General features: G+C 59.7%; 15 protein-coding genes and 1 pseudogene. 12 read left to right on the top strand and 4 right to left on the bottom strand.

Annotated elements, in window-relative coordinates; all coding sequences use genetic code 11:
- Positions 1 to 19: 19 nt before the first annotated feature.
- The 3 genes from DBR00_RS02290 (at position 20) to DBR00_RS02280 (ending at position 2,867) form a co-directional block, all read left to right on the top strand.
- Positions 20 to 1,402 carry a substrate-binding domain-containing protein gene (locus DBR00_RS02290; protein ID WP_108488988.1) on the top strand — a complete coding sequence of 461 codons (1,383 nt, stop codon included), beginning with the start codon at positions 20 to 22 and terminating at the stop codon, positions 1,400 to 1,402.
- A 272-nt stretch (positions 1,403 to 1,674) separates the two neighbouring features.
- Complete coding sequence (locus tag DBR00_RS02285) at positions 1,675 to 2,658, top strand: TerC family protein (RefSeq protein WP_108488989.1); 984 nt, start codon at positions 1,675 to 1,677, stop codon at positions 2,656 to 2,658.
- A gap of 5 nt (positions 2,659 to 2,663) precedes the next feature.
- Entirely contained in the window at positions 2,664 to 2,867 is a 204-nt protein-coding gene (locus DBR00_RS02280; protein ID WP_108488990.1) for a hypothetical protein, read from the top strand.
- A 56-nt stretch (positions 2,868 to 2,923) separates the two neighbouring features.
- On the opposite strand, the gene DBR00_RS02275 is transcribed toward DBR00_RS02280, so the two are convergent.
- Positions 2,924 to 4,153 carry an acyl-CoA dehydrogenase gene (locus DBR00_RS02275; RefSeq protein WP_108488991.1) on the bottom strand — a complete coding sequence of 410 codons (1,230 nt, stop codon included), beginning with the start codon at positions 4,151 to 4,153 and terminating at the stop codon, positions 2,924 to 2,926.
- A 158-nt stretch (positions 4,154 to 4,311) separates the two neighbouring features.
- Between DBR00_RS02275 and DBR00_RS02270 the strand changes: the two genes are divergently transcribed.
- On the top strand, positions 4,312 to 5,235 hold the full coding sequence (locus DBR00_RS02270) for a LysR family transcriptional regulator (RefSeq protein ID WP_108488992.1): 924 nt from the start codon (positions 4,312 to 4,314) through the stop codon (positions 5,233 to 5,235).
- Positions 5,236 to 5,274: 39 nt separating this feature from the next.
- On the opposite strand, the gene DBR00_RS02265 is transcribed toward DBR00_RS02270, so the two are convergent.
- The 3 genes from DBR00_RS02265 to DBR00_RS02255 are packed head-to-tail and all read right to left on the bottom strand — an operon-like array spanning position 5,275 to position 7,770.
- The gene (locus DBR00_RS02265) at positions 5,275 to 6,306 is read right to left on the bottom strand and encodes a hypothetical protein (RefSeq protein ID WP_108488993.1); all 1,032 of its coding nucleotides are present in this window, start codon (positions 6,304 to 6,306) and stop codon (positions 5,275 to 5,277) included.
- A 26-nt stretch (positions 6,307 to 6,332) separates the two neighbouring features.
- Entirely contained in the window at positions 6,333 to 7,238 is a 906-nt protein-coding gene (locus DBR00_RS02260; protein WP_108488994.1) for a response regulator, read from the bottom strand.
- Positions 7,239 to 7,275: 37 nt separating this feature from the next.
- A complete protein-coding gene (locus tag DBR00_RS02255) occupies positions 7,276 to 7,770 on the bottom strand; it encodes a hypothetical protein (RefSeq protein ID WP_146180656.1) in 495 nt (164 codons plus the stop codon).
- Between the two features lie 179 nt (positions 7,771 to 7,949).
- Between DBR00_RS02255 and DBR00_RS02250 the strand changes: the two are divergent.
- The 8 genes and pseudogenes from DBR00_RS02250 (at position 7,950) to DBR00_RS02215 (ending at position 18,130) form a co-directional block, all read left to right on the top strand.
- A pseudogene (locus DBR00_RS02250) lies at positions 7,950 to 8,350 on the top strand (MerR family DNA-binding transcriptional regulator).
- 29 nt (positions 8,351 to 8,379) lie between these two features.
- Entirely contained in the window at positions 8,380 to 9,543 is a 1,164-nt protein-coding gene (locus tag DBR00_RS02245) for an isovaleryl-CoA dehydrogenase (RefSeq protein WP_108488997.1), read from the top strand.
- 18 nt (positions 9,544 to 9,561) lie between these two features.
- Complete coding sequence (locus tag DBR00_RS02240; protein ID WP_108488998.1) at positions 9,562 to 11,169, top strand: carboxyl transferase domain-containing protein; 1,608 nt, start codon at positions 9,562 to 9,564, stop codon at positions 11,167 to 11,169.
- Positions 11,170 to 11,205: 36 nt separating this feature from the next.
- Positions 11,206 to 12,006 carry a gamma-carboxygeranoyl-CoA hydratase gene (locus DBR00_RS02235; RefSeq protein WP_108488999.1) on the top strand — a complete coding sequence of 267 codons (801 nt, stop codon included), beginning with the start codon at positions 11,206 to 11,208 and terminating at the stop codon, positions 12,004 to 12,006.
- Positions 12,003 to 13,964 (top strand): acetyl/propionyl/methylcrotonyl-CoA carboxylase subunit alpha, encoded by a 1,962-nt coding sequence (locus DBR00_RS02230; RefSeq protein ID WP_108489000.1) that lies wholly within the window; start codon positions 12,003 to 12,005, stop codon positions 13,962 to 13,964. The genes DBR00_RS02235 and DBR00_RS02230 overlap by 4 nt, the downstream gene beginning before the upstream one ends.
- Positions 13,965 to 14,177: 213 nt before the next feature.
- On the top strand, positions 14,178 to 15,080 hold the full coding sequence (locus DBR00_RS02225) for a hydroxymethylglutaryl-CoA lyase (RefSeq protein ID WP_108489001.1): 903 nt from the start codon (positions 14,178 to 14,180) through the stop codon (positions 15,078 to 15,080).
- Between the two features lie 294 nt (positions 15,081 to 15,374).
- Entirely contained in the window at positions 15,375 to 17,330 is a 1,956-nt protein-coding gene (locus DBR00_RS02220; protein WP_108538006.1) for an acetoacetate--CoA ligase, read from the top strand.
- 71 nt (positions 17,331 to 17,401) lie between these two features.
- Positions 17,402 to 18,130 (top strand): ABC transporter substrate-binding protein, encoded by a 729-nt coding sequence (locus DBR00_RS02215; RefSeq protein ID WP_256582906.1) that lies wholly within the window; start codon positions 17,402 to 17,404, stop codon positions 18,128 to 18,130.
- The last annotated feature ends 14 nt before the right edge of the window (positions 18,131 to 18,144 follow it).

The following is an 18,144-nucleotide window of genomic DNA, read 5'->3' as shown; positions in this document are numbered from 1 at the left end:
CATACAAGGTGTTTGCCGCATGTCGCGTGCCCGCTCAGCCTCAGATCACGAAACGTGGATTCGTACCATCAGCTTTCTGCTGCTCGGCTCAATCTGCTACGCCCTGCCTTGGTCAGTGTTTGCCGCTCTGCCCGTCCCCAGCGATAACAGCAGCGTGCTGCGTATCCAGGGTTCCAACACCATTGGTGCGCGACTGGGGCCGGCGTTGGTCAAAGGGCTGCTGGAAGAGCAAGGCCTGAGTGCGATCCGCATCGAAGCCGGCAATGCCGATAATGAGCAGAAGATCATTGGCAAGACCAGCGACGGCCGCAGCGTGAGCATCGAAGTTGCCGCCCACGGTTCTGGCACCGGTTTCGTTGCCCTGGGCGACGGCAGCGCTGATCTGGCCGCCTCATCACGGCCGATCAAGGACAGCGAGGTGGCCAGCCTGCAAGCCTTTGGTGACCTGCAAAGCCCGAGCGCCGAACAGATCATCGCCCTCGACGGCCTGGCGATCATTCTTCACCCCACCAACCCACTCGGTGCATTGAGCACCGAGCAACTGGCGCAGATCTTTGCCGGTGAGATCAAGGATTGGGCGCAACTCGGCGCCCCCGCCGGTGCCATCACCCTGTATGCCCGTGATGACAAATCCGGCACCTTCGACACCTTCAAGGAGCTGGTGCTGAGTGCCAATGGCAAGAGTCTGGCCGCCAGCGCCAAGCGTTTCGAGAACAGCGAGAAGCTCTCCGACGCCGTCAGCCAGGACCCTAATGGCATCGGCTTTATCGGCCTGCCTTATATCCGCCAGGCCAAGGCTGTGGCGATTGCTGCCGGCAAATCGCAACCGATGCTGCCAAGCCTGACCCTGATCGCCACCGAAGACTATCCGCTGTCGCGTCGCCTGTTTCTCTACAACCAACCGGAGTTGCAGAACCCCTGGGCGCTAGCCCTGGTGAGGTTCGCGCACAGCCCACGCGGCCAGGCGATTGTCGACCAGAACGGGTTTATCGCGCAGACCGTACAGGCGGTGAAAATCCCGCAGAACCCGGATATGCCAGCGTCCTACCAGGAACTGGCCAAGGACGCGCAACGGCTGTCGGTGAATTTTCGCTTCCAGGAGGGCAGCGCCAACCTCGATAACAAGGCCTTACGCGACATCAAACGGCTGATGAGCTACCTGAAAACCCAGGACAAGCTGCGCAACAAGGTGGTGCTGGTCGGCTTTGGCGATGCCAAGGCTGATACGGCACGCGCCGAGCTGCTGTCCAAGCTGCGCGCCATGGCCGTGCGCCGTGAGCTGAACAAGCAAGGGGTGATCTTCCGCGACATTATCGGTCTCGGCGATGAGCTGCCGGTAGCTGCCAACACCGCAGATGACGGCCGGATCAAGAACCGTCGGGTGGAAGTCTGGGTGTACTAAGAAGCTGTTTACGACCTCGCGAGCTAGAGACATGCAAGGCTAAAGCAGGCGAGAAAGCGGAGTTTACGAGTTGTAAATGAGCATTCCGAGCCTGCTTGTAACGCAGCAGGGCCAAGGCGCAGCAGGTTGTAAAAAGGTTCTAGGGGAAACTGCTGTTGGGCCTGCTAACCTTACTTAAGCGTGACGCCGGGCCCCTCTGGCGGTGAGTCATCACCGTGATGTCGGAGTCACTGAGTTGATCCTCAACTTAGGCAGGCATTCGAGGTGGCTCCATGGACAGTCTATTCGGCGCGCTCAACACTCCGCTTTTCGGTACTCCTGGCTGGTTCTGGCTGACCTTTGCCCTGATTATCATCGGCCTGCTGGTGCTTGATCTCGGCGTCTTGCACCGCAACGAGCATGAGATCGAGATGCGCGAGAGCCTGCTGTTGTACAGCGGCTACTTCAGCGTTGGGGTGGCCTTTGGCGGCTGGATCTGGTGGCAGTTGGGCGCTACCAAGGCGCTGGAGTTCTACACCGGTTTTCTGGTTGAACAGTCACTGTCGATGGACAATGTGTTCGTCATGGCGATGATTCTCGGTTTCTTCGCTATTCCGCGGCAGTATCAGCATCGCGTGCTGTTCTGGGGCATTCTCGGCGTGGTGGTGCTGCGAGCGATCATGATTGGCCTGGGCACGGCGCTGGTACAGAACGTCGAATGGGTGCTGTACCTGTTCGGCGCATTTCTGCTGTTCACCGGGGTGCGCATGCTTTCGGCTCAGGAAGAACAACACCCTGACCTGAGCCAGAACCGTTTGCTGCAGTTCCTGCGCAAGCATATTCGGGTAACCGAGGATATGCACGAGGGGCGCTTTCTGCTGCGCAAGCCGGATAGAAAAACGGGTAAGCACCGCCTGCATGCCACACCTCTGCTGCTGGCACTGATCCTGATCGAGCTGGCCGACCTGGTGTTTGCCGTGGACAGCGTACCGGCGGTGCTGGCCATCTCCCAGGATCCGTTTATCGTCTACACCTCGAACATCTTCGCCATCCTCGGCCTGCGTTCGCTGTACTTTGCCCTGGCCGCGCTGATGCACCGCTTCATTTACCTGAAGTACGCCCTGGCATTGGTTCTGATGTTTATCGGTGGCAAGATATTCCTCCACGATATCGTCAAGGTTCCCGCCCTGCTCTCACTCAGCATGACCCTGGGTCTGCTGGCCGGCGGGGTGATCCTGTCGCTACTGAAAACCCGCGATCAGCGTCTACAGGATTAAGTCGTTTGAACGTACCCGAAGTTGTCATCGAGGCCCTGCACCAGCGCGGGAAACTGCATTGGCAGGTGCGCATGGGACGCCGCACCTTGACCTTTCACGAAGAACACGCCGCCCGCGCCTTTGCCGCCCAGCTGCATATGCGCCTGGTCTGGCTGCAACAAACCCAGGCGCTGGGTAGTGAAGTTGCGCCTCCGGAAATGAGCCATTAACGAAAAAGCCCAAGACCCGCATCTGCGGGCCTTGGGCTTTCTGTAGCCACTAGAGGTTAACGGCTGGCTTTCATCATGTCCTTGGACACGTACTTGCCGATCTCAAACTTGCCAATAGCTGCGCGATGCACTTCGTCCGGACCATCAGCCAGACGCAGGGTACGCTGCATGGCATACCAGTAGGCCAGCGGGAAATCGTTGGAGACCCCTGCACCGCCGTGAATCTGAATCGCGCGGTCAATCACCTTCAGCGCCACATTCGGCGCCACGACTTTGATCTGAGCGATTTCGCTGGCGGCGATCTTGTTGCCCACGGTGTCCATCATATAAGCGGCGTTCAGCGTCAGCAGACGCGCCATATTGATCTCCATGCGCGAGTCGGCGATGTGATCGATGTTGCCACCCAGACGGGCCAGCGGCTTGCCAAAGGCGGTGCGGCTGATCGAGCGCTCACACATCAATTTCAGCGCGCGTTCAGCCATGCCGATGGAGCGCATGCAGTGGTGGATACGGCCCGGGCCAAGGCGACCCTGAGCAATTTCAAAACCACGGCCCTCACCCAGCAAAACGTTTTCATAGGGCACGCGCACGTTCTCGAACAGCACTTCGGCGTGGCCATGCGGGGCGTCGTCGTAACCGAAGACCGGCAGCGGACGCAGCACTTTCACACCAGGCGCATCCATGGGCACCAGAATCATCGAGTGTTGCTGATGGCGTGGGCCATCCGGGTTAGTCAGGCCCATGAAAATCATGATCTTGCAGCGCGGATCACAGGCACCTGAAGTCCACCATTTACGGCCGTTGATCACCCACTCATCCCCTTCACGCACGGCACGGGCCTGCATGTTGGTGGCATCGGAGGACGCCACCGCCGGCTCAGTCATGGCAAATGCGGAGCGGATGGTGCCGTCTAGCAGCGGCTTCAGCCACTGCTCTTTCTGTGCTTCGTTGGCATAACGCACCAGCACTTCCATGTTGCCGGTGTCAGGTGCGGCGCAGTTGAACGGCTCGGCACCAATCAGTGAGCTGCCCATGATTTCAGCCAGCGGCGCGTATTCGGTGTTGGTCAGGCCGGCGCCCAGTTCAGAGTCAGGCAGAAACAGGTTCCACAAACCTTCGGCTTTAGCCTTGGCTTTCAGTTCTTCCATGATGGCCGTTGGCTGCCAACGATCGCCCTCATTGACCTGCTGCTCAAAGATGGCTTCGGCTGGATAGACATGGGTCTCCATAAACGCGGTGACGCGTTCACGCAGTTCCTGAACCTTGGGGGAGTAGGCGAAATCCATGGGGGCTACCTTCTGACACTGATTGTGAGGAAATGTGATGAAGTGAAAATGATGCTAGATCAGGGCTAAGGATTTACCTAATCTATTCTCGCCGTGTATAAACATTCATCACCGATATATGTCCAACTGATGCTGACAACCTGCGGAGCGAGCGTGCAATGAATCTGAACAAGGTCGACCTCAACCTGTTTGTCGTCTTCGATGCCATCTACACCGAGGCCAACCTGACACGCGCCGGGCAAATTGTCGGCATCACGCAGCCGGCGGTGTCCAATGCCCTGGCCCGCCTGCGTGAAACCTTCAACGACCCGCTGTTTGTGCGCACCGCGCAAGGCATGGTGCCCACGCCCATGGCACAAAACATCATTGGTCCGGTGCGCAATGCATTGCAGCAATTGCGCATCTCGGTGCAGGAAAGTCGTATTTTCAACCCCGCACAGGCCAACAAAACTTTTCGCATCAGCATGACCGACCTGACCGAGGCAGTCATTCTGCCGCCGTTGTTTCAGCGCCTGCGGCGCATGGCCCCCAACGTCAATATCGAGAGCATGCTGGCCCGCCGCCGTGACACCACCAAGGAACTGGCCGCCGGCCGCTTGGACTTTGCCGTCGACGCGCCGCTCAATACCGATCCGCAGGTGCGTCACGTCAAGCTGATGGAGGACCGCTACGTCTGCGCCATGCGCCGTGGTCACCCACTCAATAAAGACAAAATCAGCCTGGATGAATACATGGCCCTGACCCATATCCACATTTCCAGCCGGCGCAGCGGCCTGGGCCACGTGGATCTGGCCTTGGGCCGGCAAGGCATGCAGCGCAAGATAGCCCTGCGCTCACAGCACTACCTGATGGCCACCACCGTGCTGCAAACCACCGACATGGCCATGACCGTGCCGGAGCGTTTTGCCAAGCGCAATGACCTGCATTATGTGGAATTGCCCGTCAAGGACATGACGCCGCTGGAAACGCACCTGTACTGGCACGAAAGCACCGATCAGGACCCCGCCAACCGTTGGATGCGCGAGCAGATCATTGAGCTGTGCCAACTGGTGTGCGCGCGGGAAAAATCTGAGCAGCCATAACGCGTTTACGGGATGCGTTTAACCCGGTGTTAAACGCATTCAGCTACCGCTTGCATTGGTTTTTAGCTGCAACAAGCGGTGTGCCTTTTGCAGTTCCTCATAGTCGCTTTTGAATTTGAGGAGTTGATCGGTGGCCGCATCAGTTTCCAAAAAGGCGCTTTCGATAAAGTCTTTTTCCAACAGGGTGCGTGACAACACATCGCGCTCGCGCTCCAATTGCCCGCGTAGCAATTCAGACTCTTCGCGCAACAGCGTGAGCAGCCGATTCTGCTCTTCAATTTCCCGATGATGATGCTCTACCTGATCAAGCCCTTGCTGCTTGGCATCACTGAGCAACCGCCTTAACTCCACCGCTTCAGCTAGGCTTTGTTCGCGCTGAGTCTGTAGGTAAGCCATTTCTTCACGCAAATGTTGAAACTTGACCTGCTGCTGGCGCCCTTGTTCTTCATACACCTGCAACTGGTTTTCAACCTCGCTCAACTGCTGCTTGCTGTTGAGCAATTGTTTGCGAAGTTCCGTGACATCATCCTGGCCTTGCTCACCTTTCGTTTGCAAATGAGTCATTTGTTCTTTTAGCTGCTCAACCTTGGCTTGCAACGAACCCAGCTTATCAACGCGCGAATCCGTCTGGCGCTTGTGTGCGTGCAGGGTGGTGACCAGTTTATGAGCACGATCAAGCTTGGCTTTGAGGTCATCAAGCTTGAACTCCATTTCAGCTCGATTGGCGATCAGTGCATCAAGCTCGGATTGGTGCTGAAGCTTCCACTCGGCATAGTTGGCCGCTGTAACTCCCTCAATGGATGAAGCCAGTTCATACCCCTGACTCAGTGCCTTATCAAAGGGTTCAACGCTGTGCTCACTGACCTCATTTAACATGTCTGTCAGCAATATATTGTTGGCACGTGTTTCGGCGGCATCCGCTTGTTGCGCTTGCTCCACCTCCTCCGGCGGTTGGCGGTTTGATAACTGAAGATAAATCCATGCAGTTAAGCCAGCGACTACCGCGACCAGCAACAGGTTGGCGGCAACCGCCAACATGATGCCCAGTTCCAAGTGACTTAAATCGTTCATCAGACTACCTGCACGGTTGAACGTTTTTAGCTCAGCAGCACCGAGATGAAACCGTCGCCGTAAGCCGGAAAGGAGATGCTGAAATCCGCACGGCCATAGTTGTTACCCATCAGTTCAAATAACTTGCCGAAGGGCTTTTGCACCAGATGGCTGCTCGACAGCGTGCAGCGTTTGCCTGAACTGCGTGAAATCATCCCGGACAAATCACTTAAAAAGGAGGTGCAGTTTTCGTAGACGTCGCGGTTAAGGGTTTTGCCCAAGATCGCCGCCTTGACCTGATCCGCGCTTTGCTTGGCCATGGCACCGCCCAGCATGCAGGCGGCGTTGAGGTCCATCAGGCAGACCGCATCCACGCTTTTGCTGTCCGGGGCGCTGAAAATGCCGATGACATAGGGCAACTTGACGTGTTCGATAGGCACCGGCTCGATGCGTTCAATCTTGCAGACAATCGAGGAGAGACTGAGGATTGAGGCTATTTCAGCGACATCAATGGGCTGTTTCGGCGTTGCAACGGCCGCTGCTGGCGAAGGTGCAGCGGCTTCAATGGCGTCCTCAACACCGTCGGCATCCTGCAACACGGACAGCACGGCTTGCTTAAGTTCTTCAGTGTTGAACGGTTTGTTCACTACAAAGGCTGCACCATTGCGGTGGGCTTCATCCAGATGACGGGCCGAAGATTCGGTGGTCACAAAACCAACTTTAATGTCGAGCATGTCCAATTGACGAATCGTCTGCAACAACTCCAGCCCGGTCATACCCGGCATATGCCAGTCGGTAAGGATCAGATCAGGCTTCCACCCTTCCAAAATCTCCAGCGCCTCATCGCCGCTCAACGCCGTGCGCAATTCGATCTCGCGGTAACCGGTATTCTCCAAGATACGTTTGATGATGGCCTGAACAGCACGACTGTCATCGACAATCAAGAACTTCATAGGACGCTCCCTCTGCAGGCTGGGATTAAAACAAAAGTCATGGTGCGGGGCTCCAACCGTTAGCGGGGGGCAAGTTCAAACTCTCAAAAATAATCACTTGGATGTGATGCTCGCGTTGCTGAGTAATGTAACTGCCGCTGATCGTACTGGCCGCTAATACACTGAGGAACTGCTCGGCAGTTAAGCGTGCCGGCAAACCGAGATCGAGAACCAGATCACTGTCGACATGGCCGGGCACACCGCTGGCGAAGATATTGCTCAATTCGCCACAGGCATCGGCCACCTCCCCTGCACCCAACTCTGCGATGGCCAAGTCGAACATATGACTGGCCAGGTTACGTGCATCGTCCTCAGCAATCGCCAGGCCGACACCCGCCAGATGCCCTTTGGGCGTCGGGTGCAAGGCCACCACAAAATAGTGCTGGGCCTGCAACTCAGCCGGGGTGATGGCTTGCGCCACAAAGCTCAGCTGCTCGCCGACCAGCATCAGCCAGGTTTTAGCAAGGTGTTCTTCTATTCCATAAACATGCATATGAAGAATTCACATAGCCAGAGGTGGATTAACGCCGCGTTTTTTAAGCCTAGACCTTATTCCGGGCTCCGTTCCTCACACATTTGAGTCAAATCGACTGCTGGTGAGCAGAGACCCAGATTGACGTTAACGTAAGGCTAGATTACGTTAACGTAAAGGTAACCAAGGGGCATCTGCTGATGTCAGCAATCACCTACTCCATCTCAGACTTGGCCCGCGAGCTGGATATCACCACCCGCGCCATTCGTTTTTACGAAGAGCAAGGCATGCTCAGCCCCGAGCGTCGCGGTCAGGAGCGTATCTACAGCGCCAAAGACAAAGTCGCACTCAAGCTGATTCTGCGCGGCAAGCGCATTGGTTTTTCCCTCGCCGAATGCAAGGAACTCATCGAGCTCTACGACCCGGCGCATGGCAACCACAAGCAATTGCACACCTTTATGGCCAAGATCGCCGAACGGCGCGCCCAGTTGCAGCAACAGTTACTGGACATCGAGCAGATGCAGCTGGAGCTGGATACCGCCGAAGAGCGTTGCTTAGCGGCACTCGCTAAAACTATTTAAAACATAGCGTTATCTCCTGAACTTAATTCGAACAATTACAGGTGGAACCATGAGCTACCCAACCCTCAACTTCGGTCTCGGCGAGACCATCGACATGCTGCGCGACTCGGTGCACCATTTCGCTCAGGCCGAGCTGTCCCCGCGTGCCGCGCAGATCGACCGCGACAACGAGTTCCCCATGGACATGTGGCGCAAGTTTGGCGACATGGGCCTGCTTGGCATGACCGTGGAAGAGGAATACGGCGGCACCAACATGGGTTACCTGGCGCATGTGGTGGCGATGGAGGAAATCAGCCGCGCCTCGGCCTCAGTCGGCTTGTCCTATGGCGCGCACTCCAACCTGTGCCTGAACCAGATCCGCAAGAACGGCACTCATGAGCAGAAGGCCAAATACCTGCCCAAGCTGTGCTCCGGCGAGCACATCGGCGCCCTGGCTATGAGCGAGCCGAATGCCGGCTCTGACGTGGTGTCGATGAAACTGCGCGCCGAGAAACGTGGCGACCGCTACGTGTTGAATGGCAACAAGATGTGGATCACCAACGGCCCCGACGCCCACACCTACGTGATCTACGCCAAGACCGACCTCAACGCCGGCTCGCGCGGCATGACCGCCTTTATCGTCGAGCGTGACTACAAGGGGTTCTCCCGCCACCAAAAGCTGGACAAGCTCGGCATGCGCGGCTCCAACACCTGCGAACTGCTGTTCGAGGACTGCGAAGTGCCAGAGGAGAACATCCTCGGCGCCGAGGGTGCCGGCGTGCGCGTGCTGATGAGCGGCCTGGACTACGAGCGCACCGTGCTCTCCGGCGGCCCCACCGGGATCATGAGCGCCTGCATGGACGTGGTCCTGCCCTACGTGCACGAGCGCCAGCAGTTCAAGCAGTCGATCGGCGAATTCCAGCTGGTGCAGGGCAAGCTGGCCGACATGTACGCCGGCATGAACGCCTCCAAGTCCTACCTGTACAACGTCGCCAAGGCTTGCGATCGCGGCGAAGAATCGCGCAAGGACGCCGCCGCCGTGATCCTCTACACCGCCGAGATGGCCACCAAGATGGCGCTGGACACCATCCAGCTGCTCGGCGGTAACGGCTACACCAACGAGTACCCAGCCGGCCGTTTGCTGCGTGACGCCAAGCTCTATGAGATCGGCGCGGGCACCAGCGAGATCCGCCGCATGCTGATCGGCCGCGAGCTGTTCAACGAAACCAAATAGCCTGACGGAGCGCGCCAGATGGCCATTCTGCACACCCAGATCAACAGCCGTTCGCCGGAGTTCGCTGCCAACAGCGCGGCGATGCTTAGCCAGGTAAACGACCTGCGCGCCCTGCTCGCCCGCGTCCACGAAGGCGGCGGTGCCAAGGCTCAGGAGCGCCACACCTCACGGGGTAAGTTACTGCCACGGGAACGCATCAATCGCCTGCTGGATATCGGCTCGCCCTTCCTCGAAATCGGCCAACTGGCCGCCTATGAGGTCTATGGCGAGGATGTACCCGCCGCTGGCGTGGTCGCCGGTATCGGTCGGGTCGAGGGTGTCGAATGCATGATCGTGGCCAACGACGCCACGGTGAAAGGTGGCAGCTATTACCCGCTGACGGTGAAAAAGCACCTACGCGCACAAAGCATCGCCCAGCAGAACCGCTTGCCGTGCATCTACCTGGTGGACTCAGGCGGCGCCAACCTGCCGCGTCAGGATGAAGTGTTTCCGGACCGCGAGCACTTCGGGCGGATCTTCTTCAATCAGGCCAACATGAGCGCCATGGGCATCCCGCAGATCGCCGTGGTCATGGGCTCCTGCACCGCTGGCGGCGCCTACGTGCCGGCCATGGCCGATGAAGCAATCATGGTGCGCAACCAGGCCACCATCTTCCTGGCCGGCCCGCCGCTGGTAAAAGCCGCCACCGGTGAGGTGGTCAGCGCCGAAGATCTTGGCGGCGCCGATGTGCACTGCAAGACCAGCGGCGTGGCCGACCATTATGCCGACAACGACGAACACGCCCTGGCCCTGGCCCGCCGTAGCATCGCCAATCTGAACTGGCGCAAGCTCGGCGTGCTGAACAACCGTGCGCCGATCAACCCCCTGTACAGCGGCGAAGAGCTGTACGGGGTGATTCCAGCGGACGCCAAGCAGCCCTTCGATGTGCGTGAAGTCATCGCCCGCACTGTCGATGGCAGCGTATTCGATGAGTTCAAGGCACTGTTTGGCGCTACCTTAGTTTGCGGCTTTGCGCATATCCACGGCTATCCGGTGGCGATCCTCGCCAATAACGGCATTTTGTTCGCCGAGTCCGCGCAGAAAGGCGCGCACTTTATCGAGCTGGCCTGCCAGCGCGGCATTCCTTTGCTGTTCCTGCAGAACATCACCGGCTTTATGGTCGGGCAGAAGTACGAATCCGGCGGCATCGCCAAACACGGCGCCAAGCTGGTCAACGCCGTGGCCTGCGCCAAGGTGCCTAAATTCACCGTGATCATCGGCGGCAGCTTCGGTGCCGGTAACTATGGCATGTGTGGCCGTGCCTATGACCCACGCTTCCTGTGGATGTGGCCGAATGCGCGCATTGGCGTGATGGGCGCCGAACAGGCCGCCGGCGTGTTGGTGCAGGTCAAACATGAACAAGCCGCCCGCGCCGGGCAGAGCTTCTCTGCCGAGGATGAAGCCAAGCTCAAGCAGCCGATCCTCGAACAGTATGAGCGCCAGGGCCACCCTTACTACTCCAGCGCCCGCCTGTGGGATGACGGCGTGATCGACCCGGCGCAAACCCGCGACATCTTGGGCCTGGCGTTGTCCGCCAGCCTTAACGCGCCGATCGAGCCGACCACCTTTGGCGTGTTCCGCATGTAAGGCAGCGCCCTGCCCCGGATTCTAGAGCGACAGACCATGACCGACTTCAACACCATCGAACTGCAAACAGACCCACGCGGCTTTGCCACCCTCTGGCTCAACCGTGCGGACAAGAACAACGCCTTTAACGCCGAGATGATCCGCGAGCTGATTCTCGCCCTCGACGCGGTGATGGCCGACAAAAGCCTGCGCTTCCTGCTGTTGCGCGGCCGCGGTAAGCACTTCTCCGCCGGCGCCGACCTGGCCTGGATGCAGCACGCGGCGACCCTGGACTACAACGCTAACCTCGCCGACTCCCGTGAGCTGGCCGAGCTGATGCACAACCTGTATCAGCTGAAGATCCCGACTCTGGCCGTGGTGCAAGGCGCAGCTTTTGGCGGCGCACTCGGTTTGATCAGCTGCTGCGACATGGCCATCGGCACCGTTGACGCCCAGCTGTGCCTGTCCGAAGTGCGCATCGGTTTGGCACCGGCGGTCATCAGCCCCTTTGTCGTGCAGGCGATTGGCGAGCGCGCCGCGCGGCGCTATGCCCTGACCGCCGAGCGTTTTAGCGGTGAGCATGCTCAGGAACTGGGGCTGTTTGCCGAATGCTATGCCGCCGATGCCCTGGATCAGGCCGTGGTCGAGTGGGTCGACACGCTGCTGCTCAACAGCCCGCAAGCGATGCTGGCGAGCAAGGATTTACTGCGTGAAGTCGGCAGCGGTGTGCTCACCCCAGCGCTGCGCCGTTACACAGAAAACGCCATCGCTCGCATCCGCGTCAGCGCTGAAGGTCAGGAAGGTCTGCGCGCCTTTCTGGATAAACGCAAGCCCGCCTGGCAGGAGCCGCAAGCATGAGTCTTAAGCCTATCGACACCCTGCTGGTGGCCAACCGTGGTGAAATCGCTTGCCGGGTGATGCGCACGGCCAAAGCCATGGGCATCCAGACCGTGGCGGTACACAGCGCCATCGACGCCAACGCCCGCCATGTGCGTGAAGCCGATCTGGCGGTGAATCTGGGCGGTGCCAAGCCGGCGGACAGCTACCTGCGTATTGATGCGCTGATCGCTGCGGCCAAGGCTAGCGGTGCTCAGGCGATCCATCCCGGTTATGGTTTTCTTTCGGAAAACGCCGGTTTTGCCCGCGCCATCGAAGCTGCCGGCTTGATCTTCCTCGGCCCACCCGCCGCGGCCATCGACGCCATGGGCAGCAAGTCCGCCGCCAAAGCGCTGATGGAAGCCGCCGGAGTACCGCTGGTGCCGGGCTATCACGGCGAAGCGCAGGATGTTGAAACCTTCCGCGTGGCGGCTGAGCAGATTGGTTATCCGGTGCTGCTGAAAGCCGCTGCCGGTGGCGGTGGCAAAGGCATGAAGGTGGTTGAGCGTGAAAGCGAGCTGGCCGAGGCCCTGGCCAGCGCCCAACGCGAAGCGCAGTCCTCGTTCGGCGACGCGCGCATGCTGGTGGAAAAATACGTCCTCAAGCCACGCCATGTGGAAATTCAGGTGTTTGCGGACTCGCACGGCAACTGTCTGTACTTGAATGAGCGCGATTGCTCGATCCAGCGTCGCCACCAGAAGGTCGTCGAAGAAGCGCCGGCTCCGGGGCTGTCAGCCGAACTGCGCCGCGCCATGGGCGAAGCGGCCGTCAAGGCGGCGCAAGCCATCGGTTATGTCGGCGCAGGCACCGTGGAGTTCCTGCTGGATGAGCGTGGTGACTTCTTCTTTATGGAGATGAACACTCGCCTGCAGGTCGAACACCCAGTCACCGAGCTGATTACCGGCCTGGATCTGGTGGCCTGGCAGATTCGCGTCGCCCGCGGCGAGGCACTGCCGATCACTCAAGAACAGGTGCCGCTGATGGGCCACGCCATCGAAGTGCGCCTGTACGCCGAAGACCCGGATAACGATTTTCTGCCTGCTACCGGCACCCTGGCGCTGTACCGCGAAGCTGATGCAGGCCCAGGCCGCCGGGTCGACAGCGGCGTGACCGAAGGTGATGAAGTCTCGCCGTTCTATGACCCGATGCTCGGCAAGCTGATCGCCTGGGGCGCAAACCGCGAGGAAGCAAGGCTGCGCCTGCTGGCCATGCTCAAGGAAACCTGCGTCGGCGGTGTTAAAACCAACCTGGCGTTCCTGCAACGTGTACTGGCCCATCCGGCCTTTGCCAAAGCGGAGTTGGATACCGGCTTTATCCCGCGCCATGAAGCCCAACTGCTGCCGCCTGTGAGCGAGTTGCCGGCCGAATTCTGGCAACTGGCTGCCGAGGCCTTTGTGCAGAGCGAAGCGCCACTGCAGCGCCACGACGACTGTCACTCACCCTGGACGCACAACAACGGCCTGCGCCTGGGTTTACCGGCTGAAATCGATCTGCACCTGAGTTGCCAGAATGAGCGTCAGGTGGTTCGCCTGCGCCATGCGGCACCTTCTGCCATGCACCTGCACGGTGAGCAGTTGCACGTCGAGCGTGACGGTCTGCGTCAGCAACACCGCGCCATTCGCCGTGGCGATTGCCTGTATCTGCACTATGCGGGCGCGTTGCAGGCGGTCAGCCTCTATGACCCGATTGCCGAGGTCGAAGCCAGCCATCAGCAACACGGCGGCCTTACCGCCCCCATGAACGGCAGCATCGTGCGGGTGCTGGTAGAAGCCGGCCAGCATGTAGAAGCCGGCACCGCGCTGGTGGTGCTGGAAGCGATGAAGATGGAACACAGCATCCGCGCGCCACAGGCCGGCACGGTCAAGGCGCTGTATTGCCGCGAAGGCGAGATGGTCAGCGAAGGGACTGTGCTGGTGGAGCTGGAAGAGGCCGGCGCATAGCGGATAGGTGGGAGGGGCTTTAGCCGCGACAACAGCGATCAAAAGCGCGCCGCTAAAGCGTCGCCCACCGGTCGCAACACCTTTATCGCGGGCAAGCACAGTGCGTAGGGTGGACATCGCTGTTTATGTCCACCTTGAAATACACAACGAAGGGGCATGGAGGATGGGTAAAGCGGCAGCTGCGCGCCCCGATCCACCCTACGGAGAAGATGCATGAACATACCCAATCACGTCCGCCTGGTCGAAGTCGGCCCGCGTGACGGTTTGCAGAATGAGAAACAGCCGATCAGCGTGGCCGACAAGGTGCGCCTGATCGATGACCTGTCCGCTGCTGGCCTGCGCTACATCGAGGTGGGCAGCTTTGTTTCGCCCAAGTGGGTACCTCAGATGGCGGGTTCCGCTGAGGTGTTTGCTCAGATTCAGCAGTTGCCGGGTATTACCTACGCCGCCCTGGCACCCAATCTGAAAGGCTTTGAAGGCGCGTTGGAAGCCGGCGTGCGCGAAGTGGCGGTGTTTGCTGCCGCGTCGGAAGCCTTCTCGCAGAAGAATATCAACTGTTCGATCCGCGAAAGCCTGGAGCGCTTTGTCCCGGTGATGGACGCCGCCAAGCAGCATGGCATCCGCGTGCGCGGTTATGTCTCCTGCGTACTGGGCTGCCCCTATGACGGCAGCGTGCCAGCAGAGCAAGTCGCCAGCGTGGCCCGTGAGCTGTATGCCATGGGCTGCTATGAGGTTTCCCTGGGCGACACCATAGGTGCCGGCACTGCCGGAGCTACCCGTCACCTGCTCAACGTGGTCGGCCGCGAAGTGCCACGTAATCTGCTGGCCGGGCACTTTCACGACACCTACGGTCAGGCTTTGGCCAATATCTATGCGAGCCTCTTGGAAGGTATCAGTGTCTTCGACAGCTCGGTTGCCGGTCTCGGCGGCTGCCCTTACGCCAAAGGCGCCACTGGCAATGTCGCCACAGAGGATGTGCTGTACCTGCTTGAAGGCCTGGGCATCGAAACCGGTATTGATATGGGCCGGCTGATCGCCGCCGGCCAGCGCATTTGCGCCGTGCTGGATAAACCCAATGGCTCTCGGGTAGCGCGGGCAAAACTGGCTAGCGCGTAGGGTGGACATGCCGAAGGTTTGTCCGCCATTTGGATCGAGTGACGGACGATGCTTGACCGTGCCCGCCCCACCCCGTCAGGTTTTGTTTACAGCCTGTAAAGCCAGAGCCCCAGATACAGCGCGCCGGCCCTGCCTTCGGTGCAAAACCGCTACAACAGCCGCCAGGTCGGCAACCGAGCAATAAGGGGCGCTACAGGTCAAGGCCGTCTGCGACCAGTAGGCTAGCGTGCCATCGGCCAGGCGCAACAGCTCGGCACAACAAGAATTACGGCACCTGCCGAATGAGGAACCGACATGCAACAGCCCTTGTGGACCCCCTCCAAGGAACGTATCACCACCACCCGGATGGACGGCTTCCGCCGCTTCGTCAATCAGCGCCACAGCCTGCAACTGGCCGACTATCCGGCGCTGCATGTCTGGAGCGTGGAACAGCGTGAAAGCTTCTGGCAGGCGATTGTCGAGTTCTTCGAGATCCGTTTTAGTGCACAGCCCGAGGTCGTACTGCAAGAAGGCAGCGCCATGCCCAGCGCCCACTGGTTTCCCGGTGCAACGCTGAACTTTGCAGAACATCTGCTGCGTCGCCGCGATCACCATCCTGCTCTGATCGCAATTGGCGAAGATGGCAGCCGCGAACAACTGAGCTATGCCCAACTGGCCGCCCATGTCGCCGGCCTGCAATGCAGCCTGCGTGCCGCTGGCGTCGGTATCGGCGACAGGGTTGCCGCCTTTATGCCCAATACCTGGCAGACGGTGGTCGGCATGCTGGCTGCCAGCAGCCTGGGCGCCACCTGGTCGAGCTGCTCACCCGACTTCGGCACGCAGGGGGTGATCGACCGCTTCGGCCAGATTGAACCCAAGGTATTGATCGCCGCCGCCGGTTACCGCTACGCCGGCAAGAGCCTGGACCTGACGGCCAAGCTCAACGAAATTCTCGAACGGCTGCCCTCGCTTGAGCAGTTGATTGTGGTGCCCTACTCCAATGCCCAGGCCAACGCTGCCGACTTCCACTCGGAGGCCAAAGTTTTGTTGTGGCAGGACTTCTACCAGGCCGGCGGCGAACCCGAATTCACCCAGGTAGCCTTCAATCACCCGCTGTATATCCTCTATTCCAGCGGCACCACCGGCGTGCCCAAGTGCATCGTGCACGGCACCGGCGGCACCTTGCTGCAGCACGCCAAAGAACTCGGCCTGCACACTGACCTGACCCGCGATGACACGCTGTTTTACTACACCACCTGCGGTTGGATGATGTGGAACTGGCTGGTCTCAGGATTAGCGCTGGGCGCGACGCTGGTGCTGTTTGACGGTTCGCCCTTCCATCCTGGGGCCGAACGTTTGATTGACCTGATCGATGCGGAAAACATCAGCATCTTCGGTACCAGCGCCAAGTTTCTCGCGGCGCTGGAAAAAGCCGGTGCCAAGCCCACTCAAACACACAGCCTGCAGCGTCTTAAGGCGATTCTGTCGACCGGCTCGCCGCTGTCCCACGAAAGCTTCGAGTACGTCTACCGCGCGATCAAAGCCGATCTCTGCCTGTCATCGATCTCCGGCGGCACCGACATCGTCTCCTGCTTCGCCCTCGGCAACCCGGTGCTGCCGGTGTGGCGCGGTGAGCTGCAATGCAAGGGCTTGGGCATGGACGTGCAGGTGTGGAACGACGCAGGTACCGCGGTCAGCGGCGAAAAAGGCGAACTGGTTTGCGCACAGCACTTTCCCTCAATGCCGGTGGGTTTCTGGAAGGATGACGATGGCAGCAAGTTCCGGGCGGCCTACTTTGAGACCTTCCCCGGCATCTGGGCTCACGGTGATTACGCCGAAATCACTGAGCACAATGGGCTGGTGATTCACGGCCGCAGTGACGCGGTACTCAACCCCGGCGGCGTGCGCATCGGCACCGCGGAAATATACCGCCAGGTGGAAAAGGTCGAAGCTGTGCTGGAGTCCATCGCCATCGGTCAGGCGTGGGAGGATGATGTGCGGGTGGTGCTGTTTGTGCGCCTGCGCGAGGGCATGGTGCTTGACGATGCCCTGCAGGCACAGATCCGGCAGGTCATCCGCGCCAACACCACGCCGCGCCATGTGCCGGCCAAGATCATCGCCGTGGCGGATATCCCGCGCACCATCAGCGGCAAAATCGTCGAGTTGGCGGTGCGCAACGTGGTGCACGGCAAACCGGTGAAAAACACCGACGCCCTGGCTAATCCAAAGGCGTTGGAGTTGTACCGCGACCTGGCGGAACTACGGGACTGAAGCACCAAAACTCCAGCCAAGACCGACACGCAGTGCTTATACTCCATACCAGTCGTTGCTGGAGTGCTGCCGTGGCTGTGCGCTGGATCTGTCTCGTCGTATTGCTCCCCTCGCTGAGCCTGAGCGTAACAGCACAGGAGCCGCTGGAGCTGCATATGCCGGACGCGCCGCCGCTGACCTTTGCCAGCTTCCAGGGCGGCTATGGCATGGTCGGCGATGTGGCATTGGCCGCCATTTCCCGCGCGGGGTATCTCAGTCATATCCATGTAACACCCTGGCTTCGTGCGCAGCAGCGCGTTAGTCGCGGGCAGAATATGCTGATCATCCCGCTTTCACGCACGCCGGAGCGCGAAGCACTGTACACCTGGATTGCGCCAATTGCGCCGCTTGAACGCGCCTTCTTCAGCCTCGACGCGCCAGTGGCTGACTTTGCCGAAGCACGTAAGCGTTACCGGCGTGTCGCCGTCGGCATGGGCACCGCGCAAATGGAAATACTCAAGGATCAAGGCTTTACCGATGAACAGATTGTCAGCCTGAAGTTGGGCGATAACCCCGCGCGCATGCTCGAGCTAAAGCGCGTCGATGCCTGGTTCGCCGGGGTGCCGGAAGGGTTGTATCAGTGGCACAAAAGCGACAACAGATTGCAGATGAGCCCTGTGTTGGACAGCACCGATCTTTACCTGGCCTGCTCGAAAGACTGCGATGCGCAGTTGCAGGAAAATCTGCGCAAGGCAGTCGAAGGGCTACGCGCCGAAGGCATGATCCAGCGTATCCAGGACACCTACCGCCCCGAACGTTAAAGGCAAGCAGCTCT

Source organism: Pseudomonas sp. HMWF032 (genome assembly GCF_003060885.1).
Classification (GTDB): domain Bacteria; phylum Pseudomonadota; class Gammaproteobacteria; order Pseudomonadales; family Pseudomonadaceae; genus Aquipseudomonas.
Note: the sequence above shows the minus strand (reverse complement) of the source record. Positions and strands in the feature narration are given on the sequence as shown.

Coding starts and splice junctions, on each gene's coding strand:
- DBR00_RS02290 (WP_108488988.1), top strand. CDS start 20: ATGTCGCGTGCCCGCTCAGCCTCAGATCACGAAACGTGGATTCGTACC.
- DBR00_RS02285 (WP_108488989.1), top strand. CDS start 1,675: ATGGACAGTCTATTCGGCGCGCTCAACACTCCGCTTTTCGGTACTCCT.
- DBR00_RS02275 (WP_108488991.1), bottom strand. CDS start 4,153: ATGGATTTCGCCTACTCCCCCAAGGTTCAGGAACTGCGTGAACGCGTC.
- DBR00_RS02270 (WP_108488992.1), top strand. CDS start 4,312: ATGAATCTGAACAAGGTCGACCTCAACCTGTTTGTCGTCTTCGATGCC.
- DBR00_RS02265 (WP_108488993.1), bottom strand. CDS start 6,306: ATGAACGATTTAAGTCACTTGGAACTGGGCATCATGTTGGCGGTTGCC.
- DBR00_RS02260 (WP_108488994.1), bottom strand. CDS start 7,238: ATGAAGTTCTTGATTGTCGATGACAGTCGTGCTGTTCAGGCCATCATC.
- DBR00_RS02255 (WP_146180656.1), bottom strand. CDS start 7,770: ATGCATGTTTATGGAATAGAAGAACACCTTGCTAAAACCTGGCTGATG.
- DBR00_RS02245 (WP_108488997.1), top strand. CDS start 8,380: ATGAGCTACCCAACCCTCAACTTCGGTCTCGGCGAGACCATCGACATG.
- DBR00_RS02240 (WP_108488998.1), top strand. CDS start 9,562: ATGGCCATTCTGCACACCCAGATCAACAGCCGTTCGCCGGAGTTCGCT.
- DBR00_RS02235 (WP_108488999.1), top strand. CDS start 11,206: ATGACCGACTTCAACACCATCGAACTGCAAACAGACCCACGCGGCTTT.
- DBR00_RS02230 (WP_108489000.1), top strand. CDS start 12,003: ATGAGTCTTAAGCCTATCGACACCCTGCTGGTGGCCAACCGTGGTGAA.
- DBR00_RS02225 (WP_108489001.1), top strand. CDS start 14,178: ATGAACATACCCAATCACGTCCGCCTGGTCGAAGTCGGCCCGCGTGAC.
- DBR00_RS02220 (WP_108538006.1), top strand. CDS start 15,375: ATGCAACAGCCCTTGTGGACCCCCTCCAAGGAACGTATCACCACCACC.